The 22,826-nt window shown below is 32.3% G+C and carries 22 protein-coding genes; 17 read left to right on the plus strand and 5 right to left on the minus strand.

From position 1 onward, the window contains the following. The first annotated feature begins 6 nt into the window (after positions 1-6). Complete coding sequence (locus ACSBO6_RS01050; RefSeq protein ID WP_498844013.1) at positions 7-1,119, plus strand: GerAB/ArcD/ProY family transporter; 1,113 nt, start codon at positions 7-9, stop codon at positions 1,117-1,119. A 26-nt stretch (positions 1,120-1,145) separates the two neighbouring features. On the opposite strand, the gene ACSBO6_RS01055 is transcribed toward ACSBO6_RS01050, so the two are convergent. Continuing rightward, complete coding sequence (locus tag ACSBO6_RS01055) at positions 1,146-1,403, minus strand: hypothetical protein (protein ID WP_098846498.1); 258 nt, start codon at positions 1,401-1,403, stop codon at positions 1,146-1,148. A gap of 350 nt (positions 1,404-1,753) precedes the next feature. On the opposite strand from ACSBO6_RS01055, the gene fabZ reads away from it, so the two are divergent. Next, entirely contained in the window at positions 1,754-2,176 is a 423-nt protein-coding gene (gene fabZ, locus ACSBO6_RS01060; protein ID WP_056469377.1) for a 3-hydroxyacyl-ACP dehydratase FabZ, read from the plus strand. A gap of 104 nt (positions 2,177-2,280) precedes the next feature. Here fabZ and ACSBO6_RS01065 read toward each other — a convergent pair whose 3' ends face one another. Then, complete coding sequence (locus ACSBO6_RS01065) at positions 2,281-5,037, minus strand: DEAD/DEAH box helicase (protein WP_098846499.1); 2,757 nt, start codon at positions 5,035-5,037, stop codon at positions 2,281-2,283. Beyond that, positions 5,015-6,646, minus strand: a complete 1,632-nt coding sequence (locus ACSBO6_RS01070) for a hypothetical protein (protein ID WP_498844014.1) — start codon at positions 6,644-6,646, stop codon at positions 5,015-5,017. The genes ACSBO6_RS01065 and ACSBO6_RS01070 overlap by 23 nt, the downstream gene beginning before the upstream one ends. A gap of 687 nt (positions 6,647-7,333) precedes the next feature. Here ACSBO6_RS01070 and ACSBO6_RS01075 point away from each other — a divergent pair. Then, a complete protein-coding gene (locus tag ACSBO6_RS01075; RefSeq protein WP_056469390.1) occupies positions 7,334-7,534 on the plus strand; it encodes a cold-shock protein in 201 nt (66 codons plus the stop codon). Positions 7,535-7,810: 276 nt separating this feature from the next. Here the strand turns inward: ACSBO6_RS01075 and ACSBO6_RS01080 are convergent, their stop codons facing one another. Next, positions 7,811-8,296 (minus strand): CarD family transcriptional regulator, encoded by a 486-nt coding sequence (locus ACSBO6_RS01080; protein WP_286138336.1) that lies wholly within the window; start codon positions 8,294-8,296, stop codon positions 7,811-7,813. A 193-nt stretch (positions 8,297-8,489) separates the two neighbouring features. Between ACSBO6_RS01080 and ACSBO6_RS01085 the strand changes: the two genes are divergently transcribed. Then, positions 8,490-9,410 carry a lipase family protein gene (locus ACSBO6_RS01085; protein ID WP_498844015.1) on the plus strand — a complete coding sequence of 307 codons (921 nt, stop codon included), beginning with the start codon at positions 8,490-8,492 and terminating at the stop codon, positions 9,408-9,410. Positions 9,411-9,467: 57 nt separating this feature from the next. Here the strand turns inward: ACSBO6_RS01085 and ACSBO6_RS01090 are convergent, their stop codons facing one another. Further along, positions 9,468-9,830 (minus strand): group I truncated hemoglobin, encoded by a 363-nt coding sequence (locus tag ACSBO6_RS01090; RefSeq protein WP_098846502.1) that lies wholly within the window; start codon positions 9,828-9,830, stop codon positions 9,468-9,470. Between the two features lie 529 nt (positions 9,831-10,359). Here ACSBO6_RS01090 and ACSBO6_RS01095 point away from each other — a divergent pair. The 13 genes from ACSBO6_RS01095 to ACSBO6_RS01155 all read left to right on the plus strand — a co-directional run bounded on the left by ACSBO6_RS01095 (position 10,360) and on the right by ACSBO6_RS01155 (position 22,819). Next, positions 10,360-11,097, plus strand: a complete 738-nt coding sequence (locus tag ACSBO6_RS01095) for a YveK family protein (RefSeq protein ID WP_098846503.1) — start codon at positions 10,360-10,362, stop codon at positions 11,095-11,097. After that, positions 11,087-11,743: a CpsD/CapB family tyrosine-protein kinase gene (locus ACSBO6_RS01100; RefSeq protein WP_098846504.1), complete on the plus strand. Its 657-nt coding sequence runs from the start codon at positions 11,087-11,089 to the stop codon at positions 11,741-11,743. The genes ACSBO6_RS01095 and ACSBO6_RS01100 overlap by 11 nt, the downstream gene beginning before the upstream one ends. Before the next feature lie 445 nt (positions 11,744-12,188). After that, the gene (locus tag ACSBO6_RS01105) at positions 12,189-14,009 is read left to right on the plus strand and encodes a polysaccharide biosynthesis protein (protein ID WP_498844016.1); all 1,821 of its coding nucleotides are present in this window, start codon (positions 12,189-12,191) and stop codon (positions 14,007-14,009) included. Between the two features lie 28 nt (positions 14,010-14,037). Continuing rightward, positions 14,038-14,916, plus strand: coding sequence for a UTP--glucose-1-phosphate uridylyltransferase GalU (galU, locus tag ACSBO6_RS01110; RefSeq protein WP_498844017.1), 879 nt, complete (start codon positions 14,038-14,040; stop codon positions 14,914-14,916). A 45-nt stretch (positions 14,917-14,961) separates the two neighbouring features. After that, entirely contained in the window at positions 14,962-16,113 is a 1,152-nt protein-coding gene (locus ACSBO6_RS01115) for a glycosyltransferase family 4 protein (protein ID WP_498844018.1), read from the plus strand. Continuing rightward, complete coding sequence (locus ACSBO6_RS01120; protein WP_498844019.1) at positions 16,098-17,207, plus strand: glycosyltransferase family 1 protein; 1,110 nt, start codon at positions 16,098-16,100, stop codon at positions 17,205-17,207. Before ACSBO6_RS01115 ends, ACSBO6_RS01120 begins: the two co-directional genes overlap by 16 nt. Before the next feature lie 3 nt (positions 17,208-17,210). Further along, positions 17,211-18,095 carry a glycosyltransferase family 2 protein gene (locus tag ACSBO6_RS01125; protein ID WP_498844020.1) on the plus strand — a complete coding sequence of 295 codons (885 nt, stop codon included), beginning with the start codon at positions 17,211-17,213 and terminating at the stop codon, positions 18,093-18,095. A gap of 51 nt (positions 18,096-18,146) precedes the next feature. Further along, positions 18,147-19,226 (plus strand): EpsG family protein, encoded by a 1,080-nt coding sequence (locus ACSBO6_RS01130; RefSeq protein WP_098846510.1) that lies wholly within the window; start codon positions 18,147-18,149, stop codon positions 19,224-19,226. Positions 19,227-19,293: 67 nt separating this feature from the next. Next, on the plus strand, positions 19,294-20,373 hold the full coding sequence (gene galE, locus ACSBO6_RS01135) for a UDP-glucose 4-epimerase GalE (RefSeq protein WP_498844021.1): 1,080 nt from the start codon (positions 19,294-19,296) through the stop codon (positions 20,371-20,373). A 2-nt stretch (positions 20,374-20,375) separates the two neighbouring features. Then, positions 20,376-20,537 carry a YwzD family small protein gene (locus ACSBO6_RS01140; RefSeq protein ID WP_483295193.1) on the plus strand — a complete coding sequence of 54 codons (162 nt, stop codon included), beginning with the start codon at positions 20,376-20,378 and terminating at the stop codon, positions 20,535-20,537. A 20-nt stretch (positions 20,538-20,557) separates the two neighbouring features. Then, positions 20,558-21,160: a sugar transferase gene (locus ACSBO6_RS01145; protein ID WP_498844022.1), complete on the plus strand. Its 603-nt coding sequence runs from the start codon at positions 20,558-20,560 to the stop codon at positions 21,158-21,160. Then, positions 21,150-22,130, plus strand: a complete 981-nt coding sequence (locus ACSBO6_RS01150) for an ATP-grasp domain-containing protein (RefSeq protein WP_498844023.1) — start codon at positions 21,150-21,152, stop codon at positions 22,128-22,130. Before ACSBO6_RS01145 ends, ACSBO6_RS01150 begins: the two co-directional genes overlap by 11 nt. After that, a complete protein-coding gene (locus ACSBO6_RS01155; RefSeq protein WP_498844024.1) occupies positions 22,127-22,819 on the plus strand; it encodes an HAD family hydrolase in 693 nt (230 codons plus the stop codon). The genes ACSBO6_RS01150 and ACSBO6_RS01155 overlap by 4 nt, the downstream gene beginning before the upstream one ends. The last annotated feature ends 7 nt before the right edge of the window (positions 22,820-22,826 follow it).

Genomic DNA, 22,826 nt, shown 5'->3' on the forward strand with positions numbered 1-22,826 from the left:
ATGCTAATGAATCGAAAATTATCAATTGGTGCTTACCAATTCTTTAGTATGTTATATTTATTTGAAATGGGGAGCGCTACATTAGTAGGACTTGCATCTGGTGCAATGCAGGATGCTTGGATTAGTGTTTTAACCGCCTTGGTTACGGGATGCTTACTATTGTGTGTTTACATTAAATTATTTGATCTATATCCCGAATTACCATTTACAAGATATATTCAATCTATTTTGGGGAAGTTTGCAGGCAAAATACTAGCAATGGTTTATATTCTCTATTTTATTTATATAGGTGCCCGAGTTCTTAGAGATTTTGAAGAATTACTAGTGATTACACTTTACAACGCGTCCTCAAATATTTCAATCGGTATTTTATTTTTATTCTTATGTATGTATGCAGTCTTTAAAGGATTTGAAGTATTCGGCAGGGTATGTGAGTTTGTGTTTTTCGTAATCATCTTCATAACGGTAGCATTAATTGGTTTTGAAGTAATTGCAGGGATCATAAAAACTGATAATCTAAGACCCGTACTAGAGACGGGGTGGAAGACCATAATAAAAGAAGCATACCCTTTGACCGTTACTTTTCCATTTGGTGAAACGATAGTATTTACAATGATTTTACCTTATTTAAAGAAAGCGGAATATGCGTGGAAGATCGGCATTCCTGGTTTAATTTTTGCAGGCCTGGTTTTAACGTTAGTAACGATGCTAAACATATGCATTTTAGGAGCTAACACGGTAGAGAGAGCTACATATCCGATTTTAACAGCAATAAGTTACATCAATATTGCCGATTTTATTCAAAGACTTGATTCAATCATTGTCATTATTATTGCTGTAGGGGGATTTATTAAGATTACGGTGTTTTTCTTTTGTGCAGTCATTGGAGCAGCAGATTTATTTAAAATAAAGAAATCGGATACACTTACTTATCCAATTGCAGTAATCATATTACTTAGTTCTGTATGGATGGCACCTGATTATTTAGAGCATTATAAAGAGGGATTCGACATTGTGCCTTACTATCTACATATCCCATTACAAATCATTATTCCAACTGTTCTGTTGGTCATTGCAATTATCCAAAAAAAAGCAAAAACAAAAGAGAATGCAGCATAGAAACGCTAACTGCATTCTCTTTCGTTTTAATTAGAAGTATTTTGATTTTGTTCTTGGTTTCGTTTCTTTTTTAGTTTTTTCATATACGATAGGACGATTTTAGCAACTCCGAATGGTACAGTAAAAAAGAAAATTAAAACATAATCTTCACCTACTAGCTCTGTTTTGCTAAGCTTTATATTCATTAGTAGATGAGGAAAATGATCGCCATTATATAAGTCGATCCCTTCCAATAAACACATCTCTAGTATAAATAAACATAGAAAGACCCAAAACACCTTCAATGCACAGCACCTCATTTATAATGACTAATTACTATTATTTTGGTATTCGATGGCATGGAATATACGGAAAGTTAAGGGGATTGGAAGAAAAGTCTATGAATTTCTATTTTTAAAATTCAGCTAATAATACAAGGAAAGAAAGTGGGGAATAGTTGATTAAGAAACTTACCGTCACAGCTCACATAGAGTAATGGGAGTAAAACAGGTAAGCAATTGAGCTGTTTCATTATTGGTTTGCGTTAAGGTACAAAATAAGATAGTATTATATTTATAGCGCATAGAAGCTGGTCTTAAGACTTGCTTCTTTTTTATTAACAGAATGAATCTTTACAAATGGAGGACTACATAAAATGTTAGATATTAAAGCAATTAAAGAAATTCTTCCTCATCGTTACCCATTTTTATTAGTAGATCGTATCATTGAGCATGAAGAAGGTAAACGTGCAATTGGTATTAAAAATGTAACAGCTAACGAAGAGTTTTTTAATGGTCATTTCCCTGATTATCCTGTAATGCCAGGTGTACTAATTGTAGAAGCTCTAGCACAAGTTGGAGGAGTTGCGGCGTTAAGCCTTGAACAAAATAAAGGAAAACTAGCATTATTTGCTGGTATCGATAATTGCCGTTTTAAAAGACAAGTAGTACCAGGTGATCAGCTAAGACTAGAGGTTGAACTAGTGAAAATGCGTGGACCAATTGGTAAAGGTAAAGCAGTAGCAACAGTTGACGGACAAATTGCTTGCGAAGCTGAACTTACATTTGCACTTAAATAAGTGAATAAAAAAGAAGCATATTTTTTGAAAAAATAGGCTTCTTTTATTAAGTAAAAATTGAAACTGGGATTATCACAATATAATAATCCCAGTTTTTCTTCCTATTAAACACCTAACAACTCAACAAGTTCATCCATGGACAATTCTGTAATCCATTGTTCGCTCGTTATAATTGTATCGTTAAGTGATTGTTTCCGTTGTAGCATTTCATCAATTTTTTCTTCTAGCGTTCCAATCGTTACAAATTTATGGACTTGAACGAATTTTGTTTGCCCGATTCTGTAAGCCCGGTCAGTTGCTTGGTTTTCAACTGCTGGATTCCACCAACGATCAAAGTGCATTACGTGGTTTGCAGCTGTTAAGTTTAATCCAGTTCCACCAGCTTTGAGTGAAAGAATAAACACTTTTACATCGCCGTTTTGGAAGCGAGAAATCATATTATCCCTAGCAGTTTTAGGCACACTACCATTTAAGAATAATACCTCTTCTCCAAATTTTGCTTGGATTGCTTCTTTAAGCATATCACCCATTCTCACATATTGAGTAAAGATTAGACAGCTTTCTTTTTGTTCAAGAATTGGGTCAATTAGTTCGAATAGGCGCTCAACTTTGCTTGATCTCTCTTCGAATTCAACAAGCTGTGATTCTTTTAAGAATAAAGAAGGGTGATCACAGATTTGTTTTAATTTATTTAGCATCCATAAAATGCGGCCTCGACGTTCGATACCAGTTAATGTGTCGATTTGTTTTAAGCTGTCTTGAACAACTTGTTCGTATAATGCAGCTTGTTCAACTGATAAAGGACAAAGCATCTTTTGTTCTTGTTTTGGTGGAAGATTTAAAGCGACATCTTCGTCTTGCTTTGTTCTTCTTAGTAAGAATGGTGAAATTAAACGATGGACAGCATTGATCTTTTCTTCATCTCGGTCTTTTTCAATTGGGTTTACATAATTGCTAGCGAAACGGTTTAATGAACCAAGATATCCTCTATTAATAAAATCAAATATTGTCCAAAGCTCAGTTAAGCGGTTTTCCATTGGAGTACCAGTGAGAGCAATGCGGTGCTCGGCTTTTAAACCACGAACTGCGCGAGACTGTTTTGTCATTGGATTTTTTATGTTTTGAGCTTCATCAAGAACGATACTTTTCCAAACATATTGCTCTAGGTCTTCATAATCTAACACGCTTAAAGCATAGGAAGTGATGACAATATCGACATCTCTTATCATAGAAAATAAGTCCTCACCTTTTAAACGGTTACCTCCATAATGAACGTGTACAGTTAAATCAGGATAAAATAATTCAATTTCTCGTTTCCAGTTGTTGATCACAGAAGTTGGGCAGACAATCAATGACGCCCCTCGTTTTTCTTCGTTTTCTTTGCGATAAGCCAAATAAGAGATCGATTGAATTGTTTTACCAAGCCCCATATCGTCAGCAAGTAGTGCACCAAATCCCATATTTTTTAGATGAACTAACCATTCGAATCCTTTTTGCTGATATGCTCGTAATGTTGCTTGCAGACCATGAGGAACATTAAGCTTAGGAACTTCCGAAATGGATGTTAATCGTTTCGTTAGTTCTTTGAATACATCATCTACTTCAATTTCAACTTCGGCAAAAGGTGAATGATCGTCCTCAGGTTGTTCAGTCCCTTGCAGTAGCTCATGTTGAAGGACTTCGTGAAATCTAAGGCCTTGCTTTTCAGCCTTTGCCATCATTTTCTTCATACGTGCAATAAAAGCAGGGTCAAGTGCAATCCACTGACCGTTAAACTGAATTAAACGTCTTTGATTTTCAACAAATTGCTGGAATTGTTGTTCTGAAAGCTCCATTCCATTTGTGGATATTCGCCAGTTGAAATCAACTAATGTTTCCATATTAAAAAATGATTTTCCGGCAGGCTTACCTTTTACACTTGCTTTTAAGGTCATCTTATTTTGTTTTAAAGCTTGCCACCAACTTGGTAAAAGAACTTGAATATTTGCAGAAAGTACTTTTTCACTATCTTCCGTTAAAAATGTCCAAGCTTCCTGTTCACTTAAAACTTCCTTTGGCTTATCATCATCGATTAAGTTTGGTGCTAATAAACCTACGCCTTGGAATGTTCGATCCAAATACTCAGCATAAGATGAATGCTTTTTATGTAATGATTCATGTCCGTTATATTCATATGGTTTTATCGTTTTTCGTTCGTCTATTAAATAGGTACGTAAATTCCAATCATCATGTTCACTCATTGGCTCTTCAAGTACTAATCGAATTGAAAATGGAACGTCATCGTCTCGTAGCCCGATTTTTACGTGCCAATCGTCTTCATCAATACTATGTGTGAGTTGTTGTTTTATATAACTTGGATTGTGATACAAGCTCCTAGCAATATCCCATCGTTTAGACTGTAATGATTCTATTTCAAACTGCTGTTTAATTGCAGAAGAAACCAATTCCTGTAGAGTTGGTTCTAATTGTTCATATCCATCAACTTTCCATAACTCCTCGCCAGACTGATAATGAGCAAAACTTGGCGAAACGTGTCCCTCATTAAAATCATCATATAATCGTGAAATTACCGAATGAAACTCATTAGCTTCATCTAAATAAGTAATCTCTACTAATGAGTTTTCTTGATGTTCTCTAAAAAAAGTAAGTGCTTCGATTGGAGTTAAAAGAATTCCTTCAATCTGACCGACTCGGGTCGGCTGCAATAATGTCCCATAATATGAAGGTTCATGCCATTGAAACACTAGATGCTTCCATGCTGTTACCGGTAAAATGACACCGTGACTTTGCATTCCATAAATGAGTAAGCCTTTTCGCTCGACCCATTTTACGGCAATACTAAGATTTGCTAGTCGCTTCATTGACTAATTTTCCTTTCTTTAATTCCTCTTGAAGTGCACGTAAACGAATAAATTGAGATTCAATATACTGTATATAGAACTCCCACTCATTCATACGTTTTAATTTTTTATAATTTGTTCTTAGTTTTTTTAAATATCGAACAGCTATTTTATAGTTTGCTCGGCCTTTTAACTCAATGTAATAAATAACTAAGTGATGATAGATTGGTAATACAGATTGAGGTGAGTACTTATGTACTTCCTGAAGGTCATGTTTATCAATGTAATCAGGATTGTAAGAATATAATTGCATTTGTAGCTCAGCCCATCGTTTGTATTCTCGATTATGCATTAAATAATCAGTATACTGCATTACACTATATGGAAGAAGTGCTTGATAAACTACCTCTAGTCCGGACGTTTCATTCGTATAAAAACTATTGTACTCATAATTAGTAAGGAAATGTTTCGCGAAAGCAGTTTTTGCATATTCATCATCGCCAATTTTTAAAAAGTGTAAAAGCATTTCGTAATATAATGGCAAAAATAATGTTAGTCGATCTGTTTCATTATTTTTTCGAAGACTTTCTATCCAGTAAGTAAAGCAATAGAGAGTACGTTCATTATTACTGTATTGCTTTATTAAAGATAGCATTGTTTCATCTTCTTTTAATAAAAAATATAGATGGGCTTTTCCTAAATCTGCATAATAACTGTCTTCAACCTTTGATAAAGTTTCTAAATCCTTATATAAAATCTTTGGATTATTTAATAACTCTTTATATACATAACGAAAAGCGTTATATCGAGGAACTATACAAAGGTTTCTTTCTAGTAAAAGAGCTTGCAACTGCTCCCGAAGAACCTCTTCGTATTGAATAGAAACAGAACCCCCAGTTAAATTATGTAACTGCCTACTTACTGCATCAATTTGATTTTCTAACATTGTCATTTCGCGAGGTAAATGCGCATTGTCGTAAACTGTACTTTGAATTTCGATTTGACCGACCATTTTATTCATTGTAAAAATTGATGCAAGTAACTGGTATTGCAGTTTTTCCTTTTCTTGACGTGGTTGTTGATTCAATAATCCATGATAAAACCGTTCATATAATGGATAAACAAAATAAACATCTTGGTAAAATGAGGTTCTTTGCTGTTCGATATATTCCTTATACTTTTGCTCAAACAACGCAACTGTCTCTTTAGGTCGATCCTGCTCAAGCATACTCATTTGATCCAATAGTTGGCGTCCAGTCATGATATTTGGGATTCTTTTTAAAGAAGACTGTTTAAACTTCCTCATAATATCTCCGACTAAAGAAAACGAAGCGGCAGCATAGCAAAGTAGTGCAATTTGGTGTTGACACGGAGGAGCTTCGTAGCAATCACATCCATTTTGATCATGATTTTCAATATGTAGAATTGGTAAATGGATTTGATCTCCTTCTTCAACAACACCAACTAGTCGGCCTTCACGTACCGACACATTGTATACTTGACCTAAACGATACAACTGCAGGCCAGTATCAACAAGCTCGGCGTCCCTCGTATTTTGAGGAGAAAGCTTTGAAAAAAGTGAATATGAAAGTTCATAAATAATATCTTTACTTAAATCACGCTGAAGCATTCGATGCCTCCTTACTCGAAACATTCTTTATTGGTAATTATACCCCAAACAAATACGATACACATAGCCGAAAAGGGAAAAAGTAAAAGTTGACATAGATTGTTAATACTATTATAGGAATAAAAATTAAAAGCAAGGGGTCTAGGAATCTCAAATAAAAACCAACGAACTGAATAAATTCAAAAAATAAATCGCTCTAATATGTAAAATCCTCATAGTTTCAACTAAATTCTATGAAAACATACCTATTTAAATTAAATAAAGTAATATGGATGGGGGAAAGTGTAAAGCAATTGCTACAAAATGATCAAATAAAAGAAATATAGCTTGTTCACTCCCGTAAAAGGAGGACACGGTGGATTAAAGACAGGTATATTGCAGCAAAAACACCTTACAAAATAGTTACTTTAGTAGTATTAGGAGAAGAATGATCGGTTGGTTTAAACCTCTAACGACAGTAAAAAATAAGGTCATTTTTTAATAAAACTTATAAAATTTAATTATTCTTCGTGCACAATTTGTTTTTCATTTCATTTTATGTTACCATAGGTACATACTTAATAAGAAATTGGTTAATTCAATTCATGTGTTAAAAGGGACGAATTTTCATCCTGTTCTAATGTGTGTATTTTTTCTTAACAATACTCATTAAGTGTAAAAAAACAGGTATAAATGGAGGTTCGTACAATGAACACAGGTACAGTTAAATGGTTTAATGCAGAAAAAGGTTTCGGATTCATCGCTGTTGAAGGTGGAGACGATGTATTCGTACATTTCTCAGCTATCCAAGGCGAAGGTTTCAAATCTCTTGAAGAAGGCCAAAAAGTAAGCTTTGAGATCACTCAAGGTAACCGTGGCGCTCAAGCTGAAAACGTAGTTAAATTATAATTTTCACTTCTTTAGTGAAATAAAAGGCTGCTAGCATTTTTGTTAGCAGTCTTTTTTTTTATTTGTTTGGAGATGTAAAGTGGAAACGAATTCGACTAAAAAATAAAATGTTCAAAGCTGTAAATAAAACTGTCAAATATGAAAAATTCTTCCAATTTTTTATTATAATGGGATAGAATCAATCTTCTCCCTCTAAGTATCCAGGGAAAGTTACTGTTAAGTTTAAAAACCAATAAAAAAAGAGCTTAAAGTTAAGCTCCTTTTCTAAGTAAATCTTTATTTTAATGCAGAATCGATTAATTCAGTTGCTTCAAGCTGCGAAATGCCTTTAATTAAGCTAAGTTCACCAACAAACATGCGTTTGGCCGTGTCTAGCATTTCTCTTTCACTTGGATTTAAAGGTTTTTCCCTACTTTGTAGTGTTAAATCACGTACAACTTGAGCACCAGCGAGCAATTCGCCAGACTTTAATTTTTTCATATTTAAATCATATTTTTGTTTCCACGATAAGGAATCGTCGGGAAGACCATTTGAGAAGTCATCTAAAACATTATTTAAATGTTCTTTGTCTTCAACTAAACGAATTTTCGTATTTGACACTTTACCTTGAGGGACCATCAACTTTAAATTGCTGGATGGTATGTTGATTATGTAGTACTGTTGTGTTACACCTTGTATAACTTTCTCTTCGATGGAATCAATTACTGCAGCTCCCTGCATTGGGTAAATAATTTGATCGCCAATTTTGAACAATGTACCCACCTCCGAAAATTCTTATAACTTAAGTATAACATTAAAAAATGAAATATCAAAATTTATATGATATCATCTATAAAATAAACCTGTCAATAATTTTTATGTATATTTTTTTACTTTTTTGGGGATAAGATGAACATGTCAGATGGTCGTGGACATAATATAAGAAAGAGACTGTCGAAAGGAGGTTAGGTTACTAATGAATTTTCGTGTAGTTATTTTTATCGTTACAGTACTTACTTTTTTTACAACGACCACCGGATGTAGCCAACAAGAGCAAAGAGAGCTAGAGAAACTTCCAGTTGGCGTATTACTAGCGGCATCCGAGCTATCTTATGAAGCATTTCTAAATAAAGAAATAGGCAAAAGTTTAAGAGAACATAAAGGGATTGTAGATCCATTACTTACTCAAGTCCATGAGAATCTTAGCGAATATCGACTTGTTTCTATTACATCAGGTAATATTGGATTTTCAGCAATAGCATTAAAAAACAATAAAAATAATAGTTTACTATTTGCATTTAGTGGATTAAAGAAAATCAATTTACAAGATATTTATCAAAAATTAGTTGAATTTGAGACCCCAGAGAATGGTTCACCAATTGTCGTAGACCAACAAGCTCAGCAAGCATATGATTGGGTTACATCAATATTAACTAAAAAAGAGAACAACCATTCAAGTGTATATGTTACTGGACATTCCTTTGGAGGTTATTTAGCTCAATTTGTAGGTTATCAGCTGAAAAATGATAAAAAATTGAAAAATCATCTATTTGTACAGGGTGTTACTTTTAACTCATTAGGTGTACTTTTAGATGATGGTTCGAAAAAACTTCATGCAAAGTCACAAAAGATCCAAAAAACGTTTAAACCACTATTTACAAACTACATTGTAAAGGGTGATCCACTGGACTACGCCAATAAAACTTTCTTTAAACAAATTACTGGGTACTCACTCCAGCATCTAGGTAATGTAAAATATATTACAGTTGATGAGAATTACAAAACGTCTTTAACGGCTTTAGAAAAAACAACAGATTTATGGACAAAAGCAAGATTATTGAAACCTTTGTACCCATATCACGATTTGGTTGAGTTTGAGGGTGCGTTTTGGAAATAAAAATGAACAATTAGAAAGCTACTACCTGTAAAAGTAGTAGCTTTTTTAATGAAGTTATTATTTATATTGTATGTCATCTCTAAGTGATTCGACCTTCGTTAAGGCTTGATCAATATCTGCCTCGCTTACCCCAAAGTGAGCTAAAGCATCATGGAGATGGGTAGCAATTGCATTAAAATGTTCAGGTTGAATATTCATTCCTTCATGGGCTTTTGACATGGATTTACCAGTATATTTATTTGGTCCACCTAATGCAAAGCTAATAAATTTCGTTTGATGACGGCGTTGCTTGTCCATATCCGTTTTATCAAAGAAATGATTAACTGTTTCATCTTTTAGTACTAATTCATCATAAAAATAATCAACTACTTTTCCAACTGTTTCTTCTCCGCCATATTTTTCATAAAGAGTTTGTTCCATATAATAGCTTCCTTTCAATGTAGGATATGAGTAGAATCCCCTAAAATTGGTGAAATATAACAAATTATTTACAGTAATTGACCTTCTTAATAATAATTTATAAAAGACTAATAGAAAAAGTGGAAGGAAAAAAATTAAAATTTGACCTAACTTGAAAAATATCAAATAGTGTTACATACATTTATTAATAAGAAATAAAGGATTTGTAATGAAGAATTGTTCTATAAAATGGAAAATTAATTAAAAGATGAGTATTTGTGCTTACTAATTTAAACTTTTAAGTATAATTTACACTTTAATAAATCTTATTATTTTTTTAAAATTTAAAATTATTTTACAATAAAGGATAACTATCGTTGACTTGTTCTTTATAAAGAATTAAAATGGTTTCATAATACTTATTTTCAGTAGTTTTGAGTTCGTTTTAGAGAAAAAGAAGATTTTATTTTTTTAAGTGTTTGTTCGTTATATAGAATTACTAGTGCTTTAGTACTGTTCAGTTATTTCTTTAAAAATTGAGGAGGCAGTAATGGGGTTAAATAAACAAAATGCTTTAATAAAAAATGTAAAAAGGAAAGAGATTGATTTAAAAGAGTACTTCGAGGTAATAAAGAGAAGAATCTGGTTAATCTTAGCTGTTACTGTACTAACGTCAATTATGGGCTTAATATATAATGAATTTTTCAAGCAAGATGTACCGATTTATAGAGCATCTAGACAAATATTAATTGATGCTGATAATGAAAACTTAAAAACTCTAACAGTTATGATTAAATCACCTATGACTATTGAAAAAGTTAAAAATGAATTAAGTTTAAATAGAACGACTGATGAATTAATCAATCAAATTAATTTTGCTAGAATAGATGAATCAAAAGTTTTTGAGATAACAGTAGATGATCCCAATCCCCAAATGGCTACTGAGATTGTAAATAAAACAGCTATTGCATCAAAAAATCAGATGGCTGATTTTTTAAAATTTGACAAAGTCCAATTGATTCCAGAAGCTGAAGAAAACGTTATTCTCATAAATGGACAACAACATAATATTATAAAGTATACGATTGTTATCGGTATTATCTTAGGAGTTGGAATAGCTTTTTTATTTGATTCCTTAGACGAAACTGTTAGAAGAGAAAGTGAAATTGAAGAAATATTAGATGTTCCAGTTATTGGTTTAGTATCAAATATGAACAAGAAAAAGTTATTGCGTGAGAGAAAAAAATATAAAACTACAATTTCAAAGGGTGAAACAAATGCTTTTTAAAAAAAGATATAAAAAAAATGTAAAAAAAAGATTTCTAATCACATTTACTCACCCAGATTCGATGATCTCAGACCAATTCCGTATGATTCGTACGAATATAAATTTTTTAACGGAAGAGAAGAAAAAACGTAACATACTTATTACTTCGCCAGAAAACGGGGAGGGGAAATCGACAATAACAGCAAATTTAGCCGTCTCTATGGCACAGCAAAAGGAAAAGGTGCTCTTAATTGATGCCAATTTAAGAGATTCGAATATACATAAAATTTTTAAAATAGAAAATAACATTGGTTTAACAAATGTACTAACAAAACAAGTAAACCTTGAGGAAGCGGTAGTTCAATCAGGTATCGGGAATTTAGATATTTTAACTAGTGGCACAGTTTCATTTAATCCTGTTGAGATATTAGCTAATGAAATTGTAGAAGATTTATTAAAAATACTAGTTAATACTTATGATATTGTTTTAATCGACTCTCCCTCAATCTTGGAATTCACCGAGTCTAGGGTGTTAGCAAATCATTGTGATGGAGTTGTTCTAGTTGTTAATCGTGGAAGAACTGAAACTGATAATCTAATAGAAGCAAGAAGAGTAATCGACCTTGCCCATGGAAATTTAGTTGGGGCAATCTTTAATGAAATATAAAAAACATTATTAGTAATTATGTTAAGGATATCAGAAATGTGGTATTCTTAGCTTTTTGTTCTTTATTAAGAACTAACGGTGATGTCTACTTGCCATTATCAAATGTAGGCACTCGATCATGCTGTGGGTTGAAATAACCTTAGACGCGAGTCGTCAAGAGTGTGGTGTGAGGGTGGGTTAGATGCCCGATTTATTTATAAAGTATTTATTTTAGTGTTTTTTTTAAAAAGCATTAACATAAATACTTTAACACAAAACGGGATGGAGATGTCTATATGATAAAAACTTAGTATGGTCCACCTAAAGTGTCAAAGATACAATTTGTTTATACATCAGGATGCAAACCTTAGATCAACTAGTGGAGATTAAGAAGTATTTGGATTGCACAATAGATTTGTAGAAAAATAGATCTTTAATTAAATGGGGACAAGGAAGGTGTAGGTAAGTGACTTATAGGCAAAGACTATCTTTATTCATTTTAATCGATTCATGCATCGTTCTGTCAGCAATTTTTATTAGTAGATTTTTAGTAGAGGGAACTATTTATGTTGTCTCATTCTCAATGATTATTAGTTCTCTCATAATTTTAGCAAGCCATTATACTTATTCTATTCTATTCAAGTTATATAAGAAAGCATGGGAATACGCTAGTATAGGTGAACTTTTGATTATTTTTAAAGTTGTTAACTATTCTATTGTGAGCTCGATGATTATTCATTTAATTTTCATGCAAAAAGTAAGTTTTAGACTTTATTCTGTAACTTGGCTTCTACATATTTTATTAATTGGTGGGTCAAGGTTTACTTGGAGGCTATATCGTGACTCCGTTGCTAAGAGGACTGATAATAAAAAAAGAACATTAATTGTAGGTGCAGGATCTGCGGGAACAATGGTTGCAAGGCAATTATTAAAAAATAATGATACAGATCTTCTTCCGGTTGCGTTTATCGATGATAATAAAAAGAAACATCATCTAGATATCTTAGGAATTCCTGTTTTAGGGGGAGTAGATCAAATAGTAAGCTTAGTAAGTAAACTTTCTATTGAAAATATAATCATTTCAATACCTTCATTAAGTAAAAAAGAATTAAATATAATCTTTCAAGAATGTTCAAAAACTAAGGCCAGTACAAAGATACTTCCAATGATAGAAGATATCATAACTGGGAAAGTTTCTGTAAATCATTTTCGTGATGTGCAAGTTGAAGACTTACTTGGTAGAGATCCAGTCATGATGGATATTGAAAGTATATCGGATTCAATTTCGAATAAAGTAGTTCTAGTTACAGGTGCGGGTGGATCGATTGGTTCTGAAATTTCGCGTCAAATTTCAGAATTTAATCCCAAAAAGCTAATCCTACTAGGTCATGGTGAAAATAGCATCTATACAATTGAAATGGAATTAAAAGAACGATTTAAAAACTCGCCGATTGAGTTTATTACTGAAATTGCTGATTTACAGGATACAAAGAAAATGATGGATGTTATGGATCGATATAATCCAAACGTTGTCTATCATGCTGCGGCGCATAAACATGTACCTTTAATGGAACGAAATCCTGAAGAAGCTTTTAAAAATAATGTGATCGGAACAATGAATGTTGCTAAAGCAGCTAGTTGGCATAGTGTTGAAACCTTTGTCATGATTTCAACTGATAAGGCAGTTAATCCTACAAGTGTAATGGGGGCTACAAAAAAACTTGCAGAGATGGTAATTCAAGATATGGATAAAAATAGTAACACAAAATTTGTGGCAGTAAGATTTGGTAACGTGTTGGGTAGCCGAGGTAGTGTGATTCCGTTATTTAAGAAACAAATTGAAAAAGGTGGACCAGTAACGGTTACTGATCCTGAAATGGTACGTTACTTTATGACAATTCCGGAAGCATCGAGATTAGTCATACAAGCTGGCGCTCTTGCAAAGGGTGGCGAGATATTTGTGTTAGATATGGGTGAACCGGTAAAAATAGTAGATCTTGCGAAAAACTTAATACTATTATCTGGTAACTCAGTTGATGAAATTGGAATTGAATACACAGGTATGAGACCTGGAGAGAAATTATTTGAGGAACTATTAAAGGAAGACGAAGTACATGATGAACAAATTTATCCAAAGATTTATATCGGAAAATCAACTAACTTATACATAAATGAGATTGACGAAATCATTAATAACTATCAAACATTGGATCAAAATGCTCTGAAAGAAAGAATAATAAACCTAGCAAATAACCGCATGGTCACTCAACAAAGTCCGGTAATATAAATTATTAATTCAAAAAGGGGGGCAAGAAATGAAAATAAAAAAAGCGATTATTCCAGCTGCAGGTTTAGGTACCAGATTTCTTCCAGCAACAAAAGCTATGCCTAAAGAAATGCTGCCAATTGTTGATAAACCTACAATTCAATATATTGTAGAAGAGGCAATAGAATCAGGAATTGAAGATATTATTATCGTTACTGGTAAAGGAAAAAGAGCAATTGAAGATCATTTTGATCATTCATTTGAATTGGAACAAAACTTGTTAGAAAAAGGTAAATTTGAATTATTAAGTGAAGTTCAGAAATCATCAAAGATGGTAGATATTCATTATATTCGTCAAAAAGAGCCAAAAGGTTTAGGGCATGCAATTTGGTGTGCACGTAAATTTATAGGTGATGAACCATTTGCAGTATTATTGGGGGACGATATCGTTAAAGCTGATAGACCATGTTTAATGCAAATGATTGATCAGTATAATCGGTATAACGCTTCCATTTTGGGTGTACAAACTGTCAATGAAAACGAGGTTTCTAGATATGGAATCGTTGACGGAAGTCTAGTCGATAATCAGTTTTACAATGTTCATAATTTAGTAGAAAAACCAAATCAAGATGACGCACCTTCAAACTTAGCTATATTAGGTCGCTATATACTAACCCCTAGAATATTTGAAATTTTAAGTAGCCAGAAGGCAGGAGCAGGGAATGAAATACAACTGACTGACGCAATTGCGGAACTTAACAAGTATGAAGCAGTTTATGCTTATGAGTTCGAAGGAACACGTTATGATGTAGGAGAGAAATTAGGATATATTAAAACAACACTTGAGTTTGCTCTTAACCGAGAGGATTTAAGAAATAGTGTTCTAGATTATTTAACAGAATTAATGAAAAAAGAATTAATTAATTAATTAATAAACAAAATAATTCGAAAATAATATTAATAGGTGAAAGAAATGGCTAAAAAAGTACTTTTTTGTGCAACTGTAGATTATCATTTTACAGCATTTCATATGCCATATATAAAATGGTTCAAGGAAAACGGCTGGGAAGTACATATAGCTGCAAATGGAGAAATCCAAATCCCATACGTAGACAAAAAATTTAATGTATCAATTCAAAGATCACCTTTTAAATTTAAAAATATTAAGGCTTTAAAAGATCTAAAAAACATTATTGAGCAGAATAATTACGAAATTATACATTGTCATACTCCAATGGGAGGTATTCTTACCCGCCTTGCTGCGCGAAAATCTAGGATTAATGGAACGAAAGTTATTTATACTGCTCATGGTTTCCATTTTTGTAAAGGTGCTCCTTTACTTAACTGGTTATTATATTATCCCATTGAAAAATTCATGGCACATCTAACTGATTGTTTAATAACAATTAATAATGAAGACTATGAACTATCTAAAAATAAGTTAAAAGTCAAAAGAATCGAGTATATACACGGTGTTGGAGTAAATGCGGAAGATTTTAAACCAATCGATGAATTGAATAAAAAAGCACTGAAAGAGTCATTTGGATATCAACCAGATGACTTTTTACTTTTTTATGCAGCTGAATTTAATAAAAATAAAAACCAAAAATTTTTACTGAATTCATTAGCTTTAATTAAAGAGGATCTGCCGAATGTAAAGATTTTACTTGCTGGTGAAGGAGTTTTACTTAATGAATGTAAGCAATTAGCAAAGAAATTAGAAATTTCGCATATGGTAAACTTTTTAGGTTTTAGAAAAGATATTAAAGAAATTGTTCCAATGTGCGATGTTGCGGTTGGATCAAGCTTACGTGAAGGGTTACCAGTCAATATCATGGAAGCCATGGCCTGTGGTTTACCAATAATCGCAGTTGATAATAGAGGCCATCGAGAGCTTGTTATGGATGATAATAATGGGTGGTTAGTAAAGAGTGATGGCGAAACTGATTTTGCTAAGAAATTAAAACATCTAGTGAAAAGTGAAGGTCTTAAAGAAAGGCTAGGAATTAATAGTAGAAAAATAATTTTGAGCAAATACAGTATTGATAAAGTAATTGAGAAAAAAAGTAAGGTGTATAAAAGGTATATGAATGAAACGGAGGATATTACGTGGGCAACCCTTTAAGAGTTTTACACTCGGTCGTTAATATGAACCGGGGTGGTGCTGAAACACTGATTATGAACTTGTATCGTAATATTGATCGATCTAAAGTACAATTCGACTTTTTAACGTGTAAAGAAGGAGTATTTGATGCTGAAATAGTTGCTATGGGAGGAAAGATTCATCGGATCCCTTATGTAACTGATGTTGGCCACTTAGGTTATATAAGAAAATTAGATAAATTTTTCAGGTTAAATCCTAATTATAAAATAGTTCATTCTCATATGGATAAAATGAGTGGACTAGTTTTAAGAGCAGCAAAGAAAGCTAATATTCCTGTGCGAATTGCACATAGTCATAATACAAAAAGTGAAGGTGGGTTCGCTTCACAATTATATAAATGGTATGCGGGTAAACAAATTACACCTAATGCCACACATTTATTTGCTTGTTCGGAGGCTGCGAGTAAGTGGTTGTTTTCTAAACGAACAAATGAATCACTCCTACTAAAAAATGGAATTGAAAGTGATAAGTTTCTTTTTTCACTGCAGTCAAGAGAAAAAATTAGAGAAGAGTTAAATATTGCTAAAAAATCATTTGTAGTTGGTCACATTGGAAGGTTTAACCATCAAAAAAATCATCTTTTCTTATTAGAGATTTTTGCTGGACTATTAAAAAAGATGCCCAATGCAGTTCTAATCTTGGTCGGTGGTGGGGCACTTCAAGCAAAAATTGAAGCTAAAATAAAAGAACTAGAAATAGAGAAAAACGTAAAGTTACTCGGAATAAGAGAGGATATTCATTTAGTTCTACAGGCAATGGACGTATTTGTATTTCCATCTTTGCATGAAGGCTTACCTGTAACTTTAATTGAAGCACAAGGTGCCAGTTTAACATGTATTATCTCAGATTCTATTACAAAGGAAGTAGATATGGAAATCGGCTTAGTACAGTATTGCTCTTTATCTGATAAAGAAAGATGGATTGAGAAAATCTTAGAAGAGGCACAAAAAAATTATCCTAGGAAAAATGCAGAAAGTGCTTTGTACCAAAAAGGTTATGATATTCGAAAAACAGCGGAGATTACGCAAAAGACATATATCTCGTTAGGGAGGTAGGATATGAAGAAATTAACTGTATTTACTCCAACTTACAATCGAGCATATTGCCTTCATAACTGTTACGAGAGCTTAAAGAATCAAACTTGTAAAGAATTTATTTGGTTAATAATTGACGATGGTTCATCTGACGAAACAAAAGCATTAGTCGAAGGGTGGATGGAAGAAAATGAAATTGAAATAAAGTATTTTTGGCAAGAAAATCAGGGAATGCATGGTGCTCATAACACTGCTTACGAGCAAATTAATACAGAATTAAATGTGTGCATTGATTCAGATGATTATATGCCCTTAGATGCAGTAGAAAAAATTATTTGTTTTTGGAATCAATATGGTAATGAAAATGTAAGTGGAATCATAGGTTTAGATTCTTATACAGATGGTAAAGTGATTGGTACAAAATTGCCCGTTAATTTGAAGCAATCAAGATTATTTGATTTATATAATAAACATAGGGTAACAGGAGATAAAAAACTAGTTTATCGCACTGAGCTAACAAAGTTATTTCCATACCCACTATTTGAAAACGAGAGGTACGTTGGGCTAGCGTACAAATATCATATGCTTGATAAACAGTACGAAATGTTATTAATGAATGAGGTACTGTGTTGCGTTGAATATCTTCCGGATGGTTCTTCGCATAATATGTTAAATCAGTATAAAAAAAATCCCAATGGATTTGCTTTTTATAGAAAGGAAATGATGAAATTACCATTTGCTAGTATCACATTCAAATTTAGACAAGCTATCCACTATGTATCTAGTAGTTTCATAAGTAGAAATAAAAATTTCCTAAAAGAGACACCAAAGAAAATTTTAACGATATTGGCTATACCTTTAGGAATATCATTGTATTTTTATATTATAAGAAAAACAAAGACTATATAATTTATCTACTTTTAGTTGAAATTGTTTTTCTTCTGGAAGGAAAAATATAATATGACTCCTTTATGGATTAATCTTGCTTTAGTATTTGTTTTTTCATTTTTTGCAAGGTATGCTGCAATTCCAAATTTCTCTTATGAGTTAAAATATACGCCAGTTAGTATTAGACCCAATAAGATATTAGTATTTGGTGCACTATTGTCACTTGTGTTGATCTCAGGGTTAAGATCAAATATTGGCGATACATATTTTTATGCTCATATTTATAAAATGTACGATTTTACTTGGGATTACGTATTAAGCCAAAAAGATATTGGATTTGGTATATTTCAAATGGTTTTAAAACATTATTCAGATGATCCACAGATTATGATTTTTATTACAGCTATGATTACCAATATATTGATTGTTGCAGTTTTGTACAATTATTCAAGAATTTTTGAAATCAGTATGTATGTTTATATTACTGGTGGGCTTTTCCTAGTATCAATGAATGGTATTAGGCAAGTTCTTGCAGCGTCAATTGCCTTTACAGGGATAAAGTTTCTAATGGAGGGAAGTTGGAAAAAGTATATTCCCATAATTCTTCTAGCTTCATTATTTCATCAAAGTGCATTGATCCTCATACCAATTTATTTTATAGTTCGTTTTAAAGCATGGTCGAAAATAACAATTGCTTTAGTACTTTTGTCAATTGTAATTGTAATTGGCTATAGTCAATTTTCTTCAATATTATTCTCAGCAATACAAGAAACCCAATATGGAGGATATCAAAACTTTAATGAGGGTGGAGCTAGTTCAATAAGAGTGGTTGTGAATGCGGTACCTCTTCTTATAGCATATTTAGGCAGAGATTATTTAAGAGAAATTTTCCCAAAGAGCGATATAGTTGTAAATATGACATTGCTCGGATTTATTTTTATGATAATAGCGACTCAAAACTGGATATTTGCAAGATTTTCTATTTATTTTAGTCTGTATCAACTAATCTTAATCTCATGGATTATTAAGTTATTTAAAGATAAAGATCAGAAACTAATTTACTACGGAATAATCGTTTTTTATTTTATATATTATTATTACGAAAGCGTAGTCAGCTTAAATATTATCTATGAAAGTAATTACTTAAATTGAAAAAAGTAACTCTGGTAAAGACCAAAGTTACTTTTTTTATTTAATTAGGAAAGTGAGGAAATAAGAAATGGCTGTACTTGTTACTGGAGGAGCAGGTTATATTGGGAGTCATACTTGCGTTGAACTGATTAATAAAGGTTATGAAATTATTGTCATAGATAATTTTTCAAACAGTAAACCTGAGGCCTTGAGAAGGGTTGCTGAAATTACTGGAAAATCATTTGAATACTATAATATCGATTTATTAAATAAAGATGATCTTGAAGAAGTATTTACTAATCATAATATTGACTCAGTAATCCATTTTGCTGGATATAAAGCAGTTGGTGAGTCAACGATGTATCCAATTGAATACTACCATAACAATATAACCGGGACTCTTATACTTTGTGAAATAATGAAGAAGTATGAAGTGAAAAAGCTTGTATTTAGCTCGTCTGCTACAGTTTATGGATCGACAGACCAAGTTCCCATTATTGAAGAAAGCCAATTAGGGGCAGTAAATCCATATGGTCGTACGAAACTAATGATTGAGGAAATATTAAGAGATTTAGCTCATTCTGATCCATCTTGGAGTATTGCTTTATTAAGATATTTCAATCCAATCGGAGCTCATGAAAGTGGACTTATTGGTGAAGATCCAAAAGGAATTCCAAATAACCTTATGCCGTATATATCACAAGTAGCTGTTGGAAAATTACCAATTTTAAGTGTGTTTGGAAACGACTATCCTACTATAGATGGAACAGGTATAAGAGATTATATACATGTTGTGGACCTAGCGATTGGACACCTGAGAGCCTTAGAAAGAGTACAGGAAAGTCATGGCATAGATGCTTATAATCTTGGAACAGGTAGAGGATATAGTGTATTAGAGGTAGTGAAAGCATTTGAAGATGCAACCAATCGAAAAGTTCCTTATGAAGTGAAAGAAAGACGTCAAGGTGATGCTGCAATCTGTTTTGCTGATGTTACTAAGGCACAAAAGGAATTAGGTTGGCAAGCTAGTCGAAGTATAGAAGAAATGTGCGAAGATACTTGGAGATGGCAGAAAAATAACCCAAATGGTTATCAAATAGAAACTAAAAATAACGGTAATATTAAACATGAAAAACTAGTAAATGCAATAGCGGTAAGTGAGGTGTAACCTTGAAAACACTAAATTTAACACAATTACAGCTATTGGAGATACTAAAAATGCATTATAAAAAAGGTAATGAGAATATTGAAATAAAAACAAAAGATTTTGTAAAAGAGATGATTCAATCTATTGAGGGAATTTGTAAGACTAATACAATTAATTCTAAATAGAATATAAGGAGTAAAGGCTTATGAAACGAGTAATAGATTTAACTATTTCTTTAGTTGCCTTATTATTATTATCCCCTTTAATAATTATTTTAGCCATATTAGTAAGGTTTAAAATGGGATCACCAATTCTTTTTACCCAAGAAAGACCTGGATTAAATGGAGAGCCCTTTTATCTTTATAAATTTCGCACCATGAAAGATTTAAGAGATAGTCAAGGGAATCCCTTGTCGGATGAATTACGTTTAACATCGTTTGGTAAGTTGCTAAGAAAATATAGTTTAGACGAGTTTCCACAGCTACTTAATGTAGTAAAAGGAGAAATGAGCTTAGTAGGTCCTAGACCATTATTGATGGATTACCTTGATTTATATACTGAAAGACAGTTTAAGCGACATGAAGTTAAACCTGGCATTACAGGATGGGCTCAAGTAAACGGGAGAAATAGTATTAATTGGGAAGAAAAATTTGAACTTGATATTTGGTACGTTGAAAATCAAAGTACTTTAATTGATTTAAAAATTGTGTTTATTACCTTAATCAAGGTAATAAAGTCAGAAGGTATACAGAATAAAAGTCATGCCACAATGCCAGTCTTTAGAGGAGATAAAAATTATGAAGCATAAAATAAACATTTTGTTTACAAGTTCAGGAAGACGTGTTTCTCTAATTCAAAAATTTAAAGAAACTTTCAGTATCGAACAAATAAAAGGAAGCATAATTACGGCCGACTTTAGTAAGAATGTTCCAACTGCATATGTTAGTGATAGACACTACACTGTTCCTCGGGTTGATCACTATAGTTATATAACAGAATTATTAAAGATTTGTAGAAAAGAGAAAATTACACTAATTATTCCTCTTATTGATACAGAATTAAATTTATTATCGGAAAATAAACATATCTTTGAGGAGAATAACGTAAAGGTGTTAGTTTCTGGCTCAGAATTAAATAAAATTGCAAGTAATAAGAATTTGACTTATCAATTCTTTGTTTCTAAAAATATTAGTACACCCAAAGTTTATGAAGAATTCCAATTAGATATGAGGGAATATAAATTTCCACTACTAATAAAACCGTTCGACGGGAGCTCTAGTAAAGGAGTAACAACGATAAAAAATGAAGCAGAATTGGTATTCTTTAAAAAGCATATTCCAAATTCTATGGTACAAGAATTCATAAATGGTGAGGAATATACGGTTGATGTAATGGTGGATTTTAAAGGGAATTTGAAAACAATAGTCCCTAGGTTACGAATGGAGACTAGAGCCGGGGAAGTAAGTAAAGGAGTCACTAGAAAGGATTTTAAAATTATAAACGCAGTTAAGGATGTGGTTAAAGTTTTACCAGATCCGGTCGGATGTATAACTTTACAATGTTTTAAACAAGAGAACGGTGAAATAACGTTTATTGAAATTAATCCTCGTTTTGGGGGAGGCATACCACTATCTATTGAAGCGGGTGCAAATTTTCCTTTGTGGGTCATAAACATGTGCCAAGGAGAGATTTTTACTGAAGAAGATTTTAGTTGGACAGAAAACTTAATGATGCTCAGATATGACGAAGCGTTTTTTATGGAAAAGGTAATACAATGATTCGTGCAGTGGTTTTTGATATGGATGATACACTATATGAGGAAAAAGAGTATGTAATAAGCGGATTTAGGGCTGTAGACAAATGGGTGAGAGAAAACTATGGAATTTTTGTTTTTTTTGACGTGGCTAAACAATTGTTCGAGTCAGGAGAAACTAAGAAAATATTTAACAAAGCTCTTGAATTATTAAACCTTGAATACGATGAAAAAATAATAAGTAAAATGCTATATATTTATAGGACTCATGAACCTGAAATTCAATTGCTTAAGGAAGCTGAATGGGTATTCAGTAATCTTAAAGACTCAGTAAGAATTGGATTAATATCAGACGGATTTATTTATTCCCAAAAAAAGAAAGTAACCGCATTAAAACTGGATAGTTTATTCCATTCAATAATTTTAAGTGACCATTATGGACGAGAGAACTGGAAGCCAAGTAGTATACCGTACGAAAAAGCAATCCAAGAGTTAAATTGCAATCATTTTGAATGCGTATATATTGGAGATAACTTACAAAAGGATTTTATTACAGCTAAGAAACTGGGATGGTTAACTGTACACATAAATCGCTCTAATGGAATTTATAATGATGTAGTTGTTCCAATAGAGTATGAAGCGCACTTTCAAGTTGATAATTTAATGGATCTTTCAAGACTCCCGATGCTTAAACAATTATTTAAATCCCTGTAAATAGGAG

The sequence above is a fragment of the Bacillus sp. AL-1R genome (assembly GCF_052180195.1).
Taxonomy (GTDB): Bacteria; Bacillota; Bacilli; order Bacillales; family Bacillaceae_G; genus Gottfriedia.

Excerpts from the sequence above, each read along its gene's own strand:
- ACSBO6_RS01150 (WP_498844023.1), top strand. The coding sequence starts at position 21,150 with ATGAAGCATAAAATAAACATTTTGTTTACAAGTTCAGGAAGACGTGTT.
- ACSBO6_RS01130 (WP_098846510.1), top strand. The coding sequence starts at position 18,147 with ATGACTCCTTTATGGATTAATCTTGCTTTAGTATTTGTTTTTTCATTT.
- ACSBO6_RS01145 (WP_498844022.1), top strand. The coding sequence starts at position 20,558 with ATGAAACGAGTAATAGATTTAACTATTTCTTTAGTTGCCTTATTATTA.
- ACSBO6_RS01070 (WP_498844014.1), bottom strand. The coding sequence starts at position 6,646 with ATGCTTCAGCGTGATTTAAGTAAAGATATTATTTATGAACTTTCATAT.
- ACSBO6_RS01075 (WP_056469390.1), top strand. The coding sequence starts at position 7,334 with ATGAACACAGGTACAGTTAAATGGTTTAATGCAGAAAAAGGTTTCGGA.
- ACSBO6_RS01155 (WP_498844024.1), top strand. The coding sequence starts at position 22,127 with ATGATTCGTGCAGTGGTTTTTGATATGGATGATACACTATATGAGGAA.
- ACSBO6_RS01100 (WP_098846504.1), top strand. The coding sequence starts at position 11,087 with ATGCTTTTTAAAAAAAGATATAAAAAAAATGTAAAAAAAAGATTTCTA.
- galU (WP_498844017.1), top strand. The coding sequence starts at position 14,038 with ATGAAAATAAAAAAAGCGATTATTCCAGCTGCAGGTTTAGGTACCAGA.
- ACSBO6_RS01085 (WP_498844015.1), top strand. The coding sequence starts at position 8,490 with ATGAATTTTCGTGTAGTTATTTTTATCGTTACAGTACTTACTTTTTTT.
- ACSBO6_RS01050 (WP_498844013.1), top strand. The coding sequence starts at position 7 with ATGAATCGAAAATTATCAATTGGTGCTTACCAATTCTTTAGTATGTTA.
- ACSBO6_RS01090 (WP_098846502.1), bottom strand. The coding sequence starts at position 9,830 with ATGGAACAAACTCTTTATGAAAAATATGGCGGAGAAGAAACAGTTGGA.
- galE (WP_498844021.1), top strand. The coding sequence starts at position 19,294 with ATGGCTGTACTTGTTACTGGAGGAGCAGGTTATATTGGGAGTCATACT.
- ACSBO6_RS01065 (WP_098846499.1), bottom strand. The coding sequence starts at position 5,037 with ATGAAGCGACTAGCAAATCTTAGTATTGCCGTAAAATGGGTCGAGCGA.
- fabZ (WP_056469377.1), top strand. The coding sequence starts at position 1,754 with ATGTTAGATATTAAAGCAATTAAAGAAATTCTTCCTCATCGTTACCCA.
- ACSBO6_RS01115 (WP_498844018.1), top strand. The coding sequence starts at position 14,962 with ATGGCTAAAAAAGTACTTTTTTGTGCAACTGTAGATTATCATTTTACA.
- ACSBO6_RS01125 (WP_498844020.1), top strand. The coding sequence starts at position 17,211 with ATGAAGAAATTAACTGTATTTACTCCAACTTACAATCGAGCATATTGC.
- ACSBO6_RS01095 (WP_098846503.1), top strand. The coding sequence starts at position 10,360 with ATGGGGTTAAATAAACAAAATGCTTTAATAAAAAATGTAAAAAGGAAA.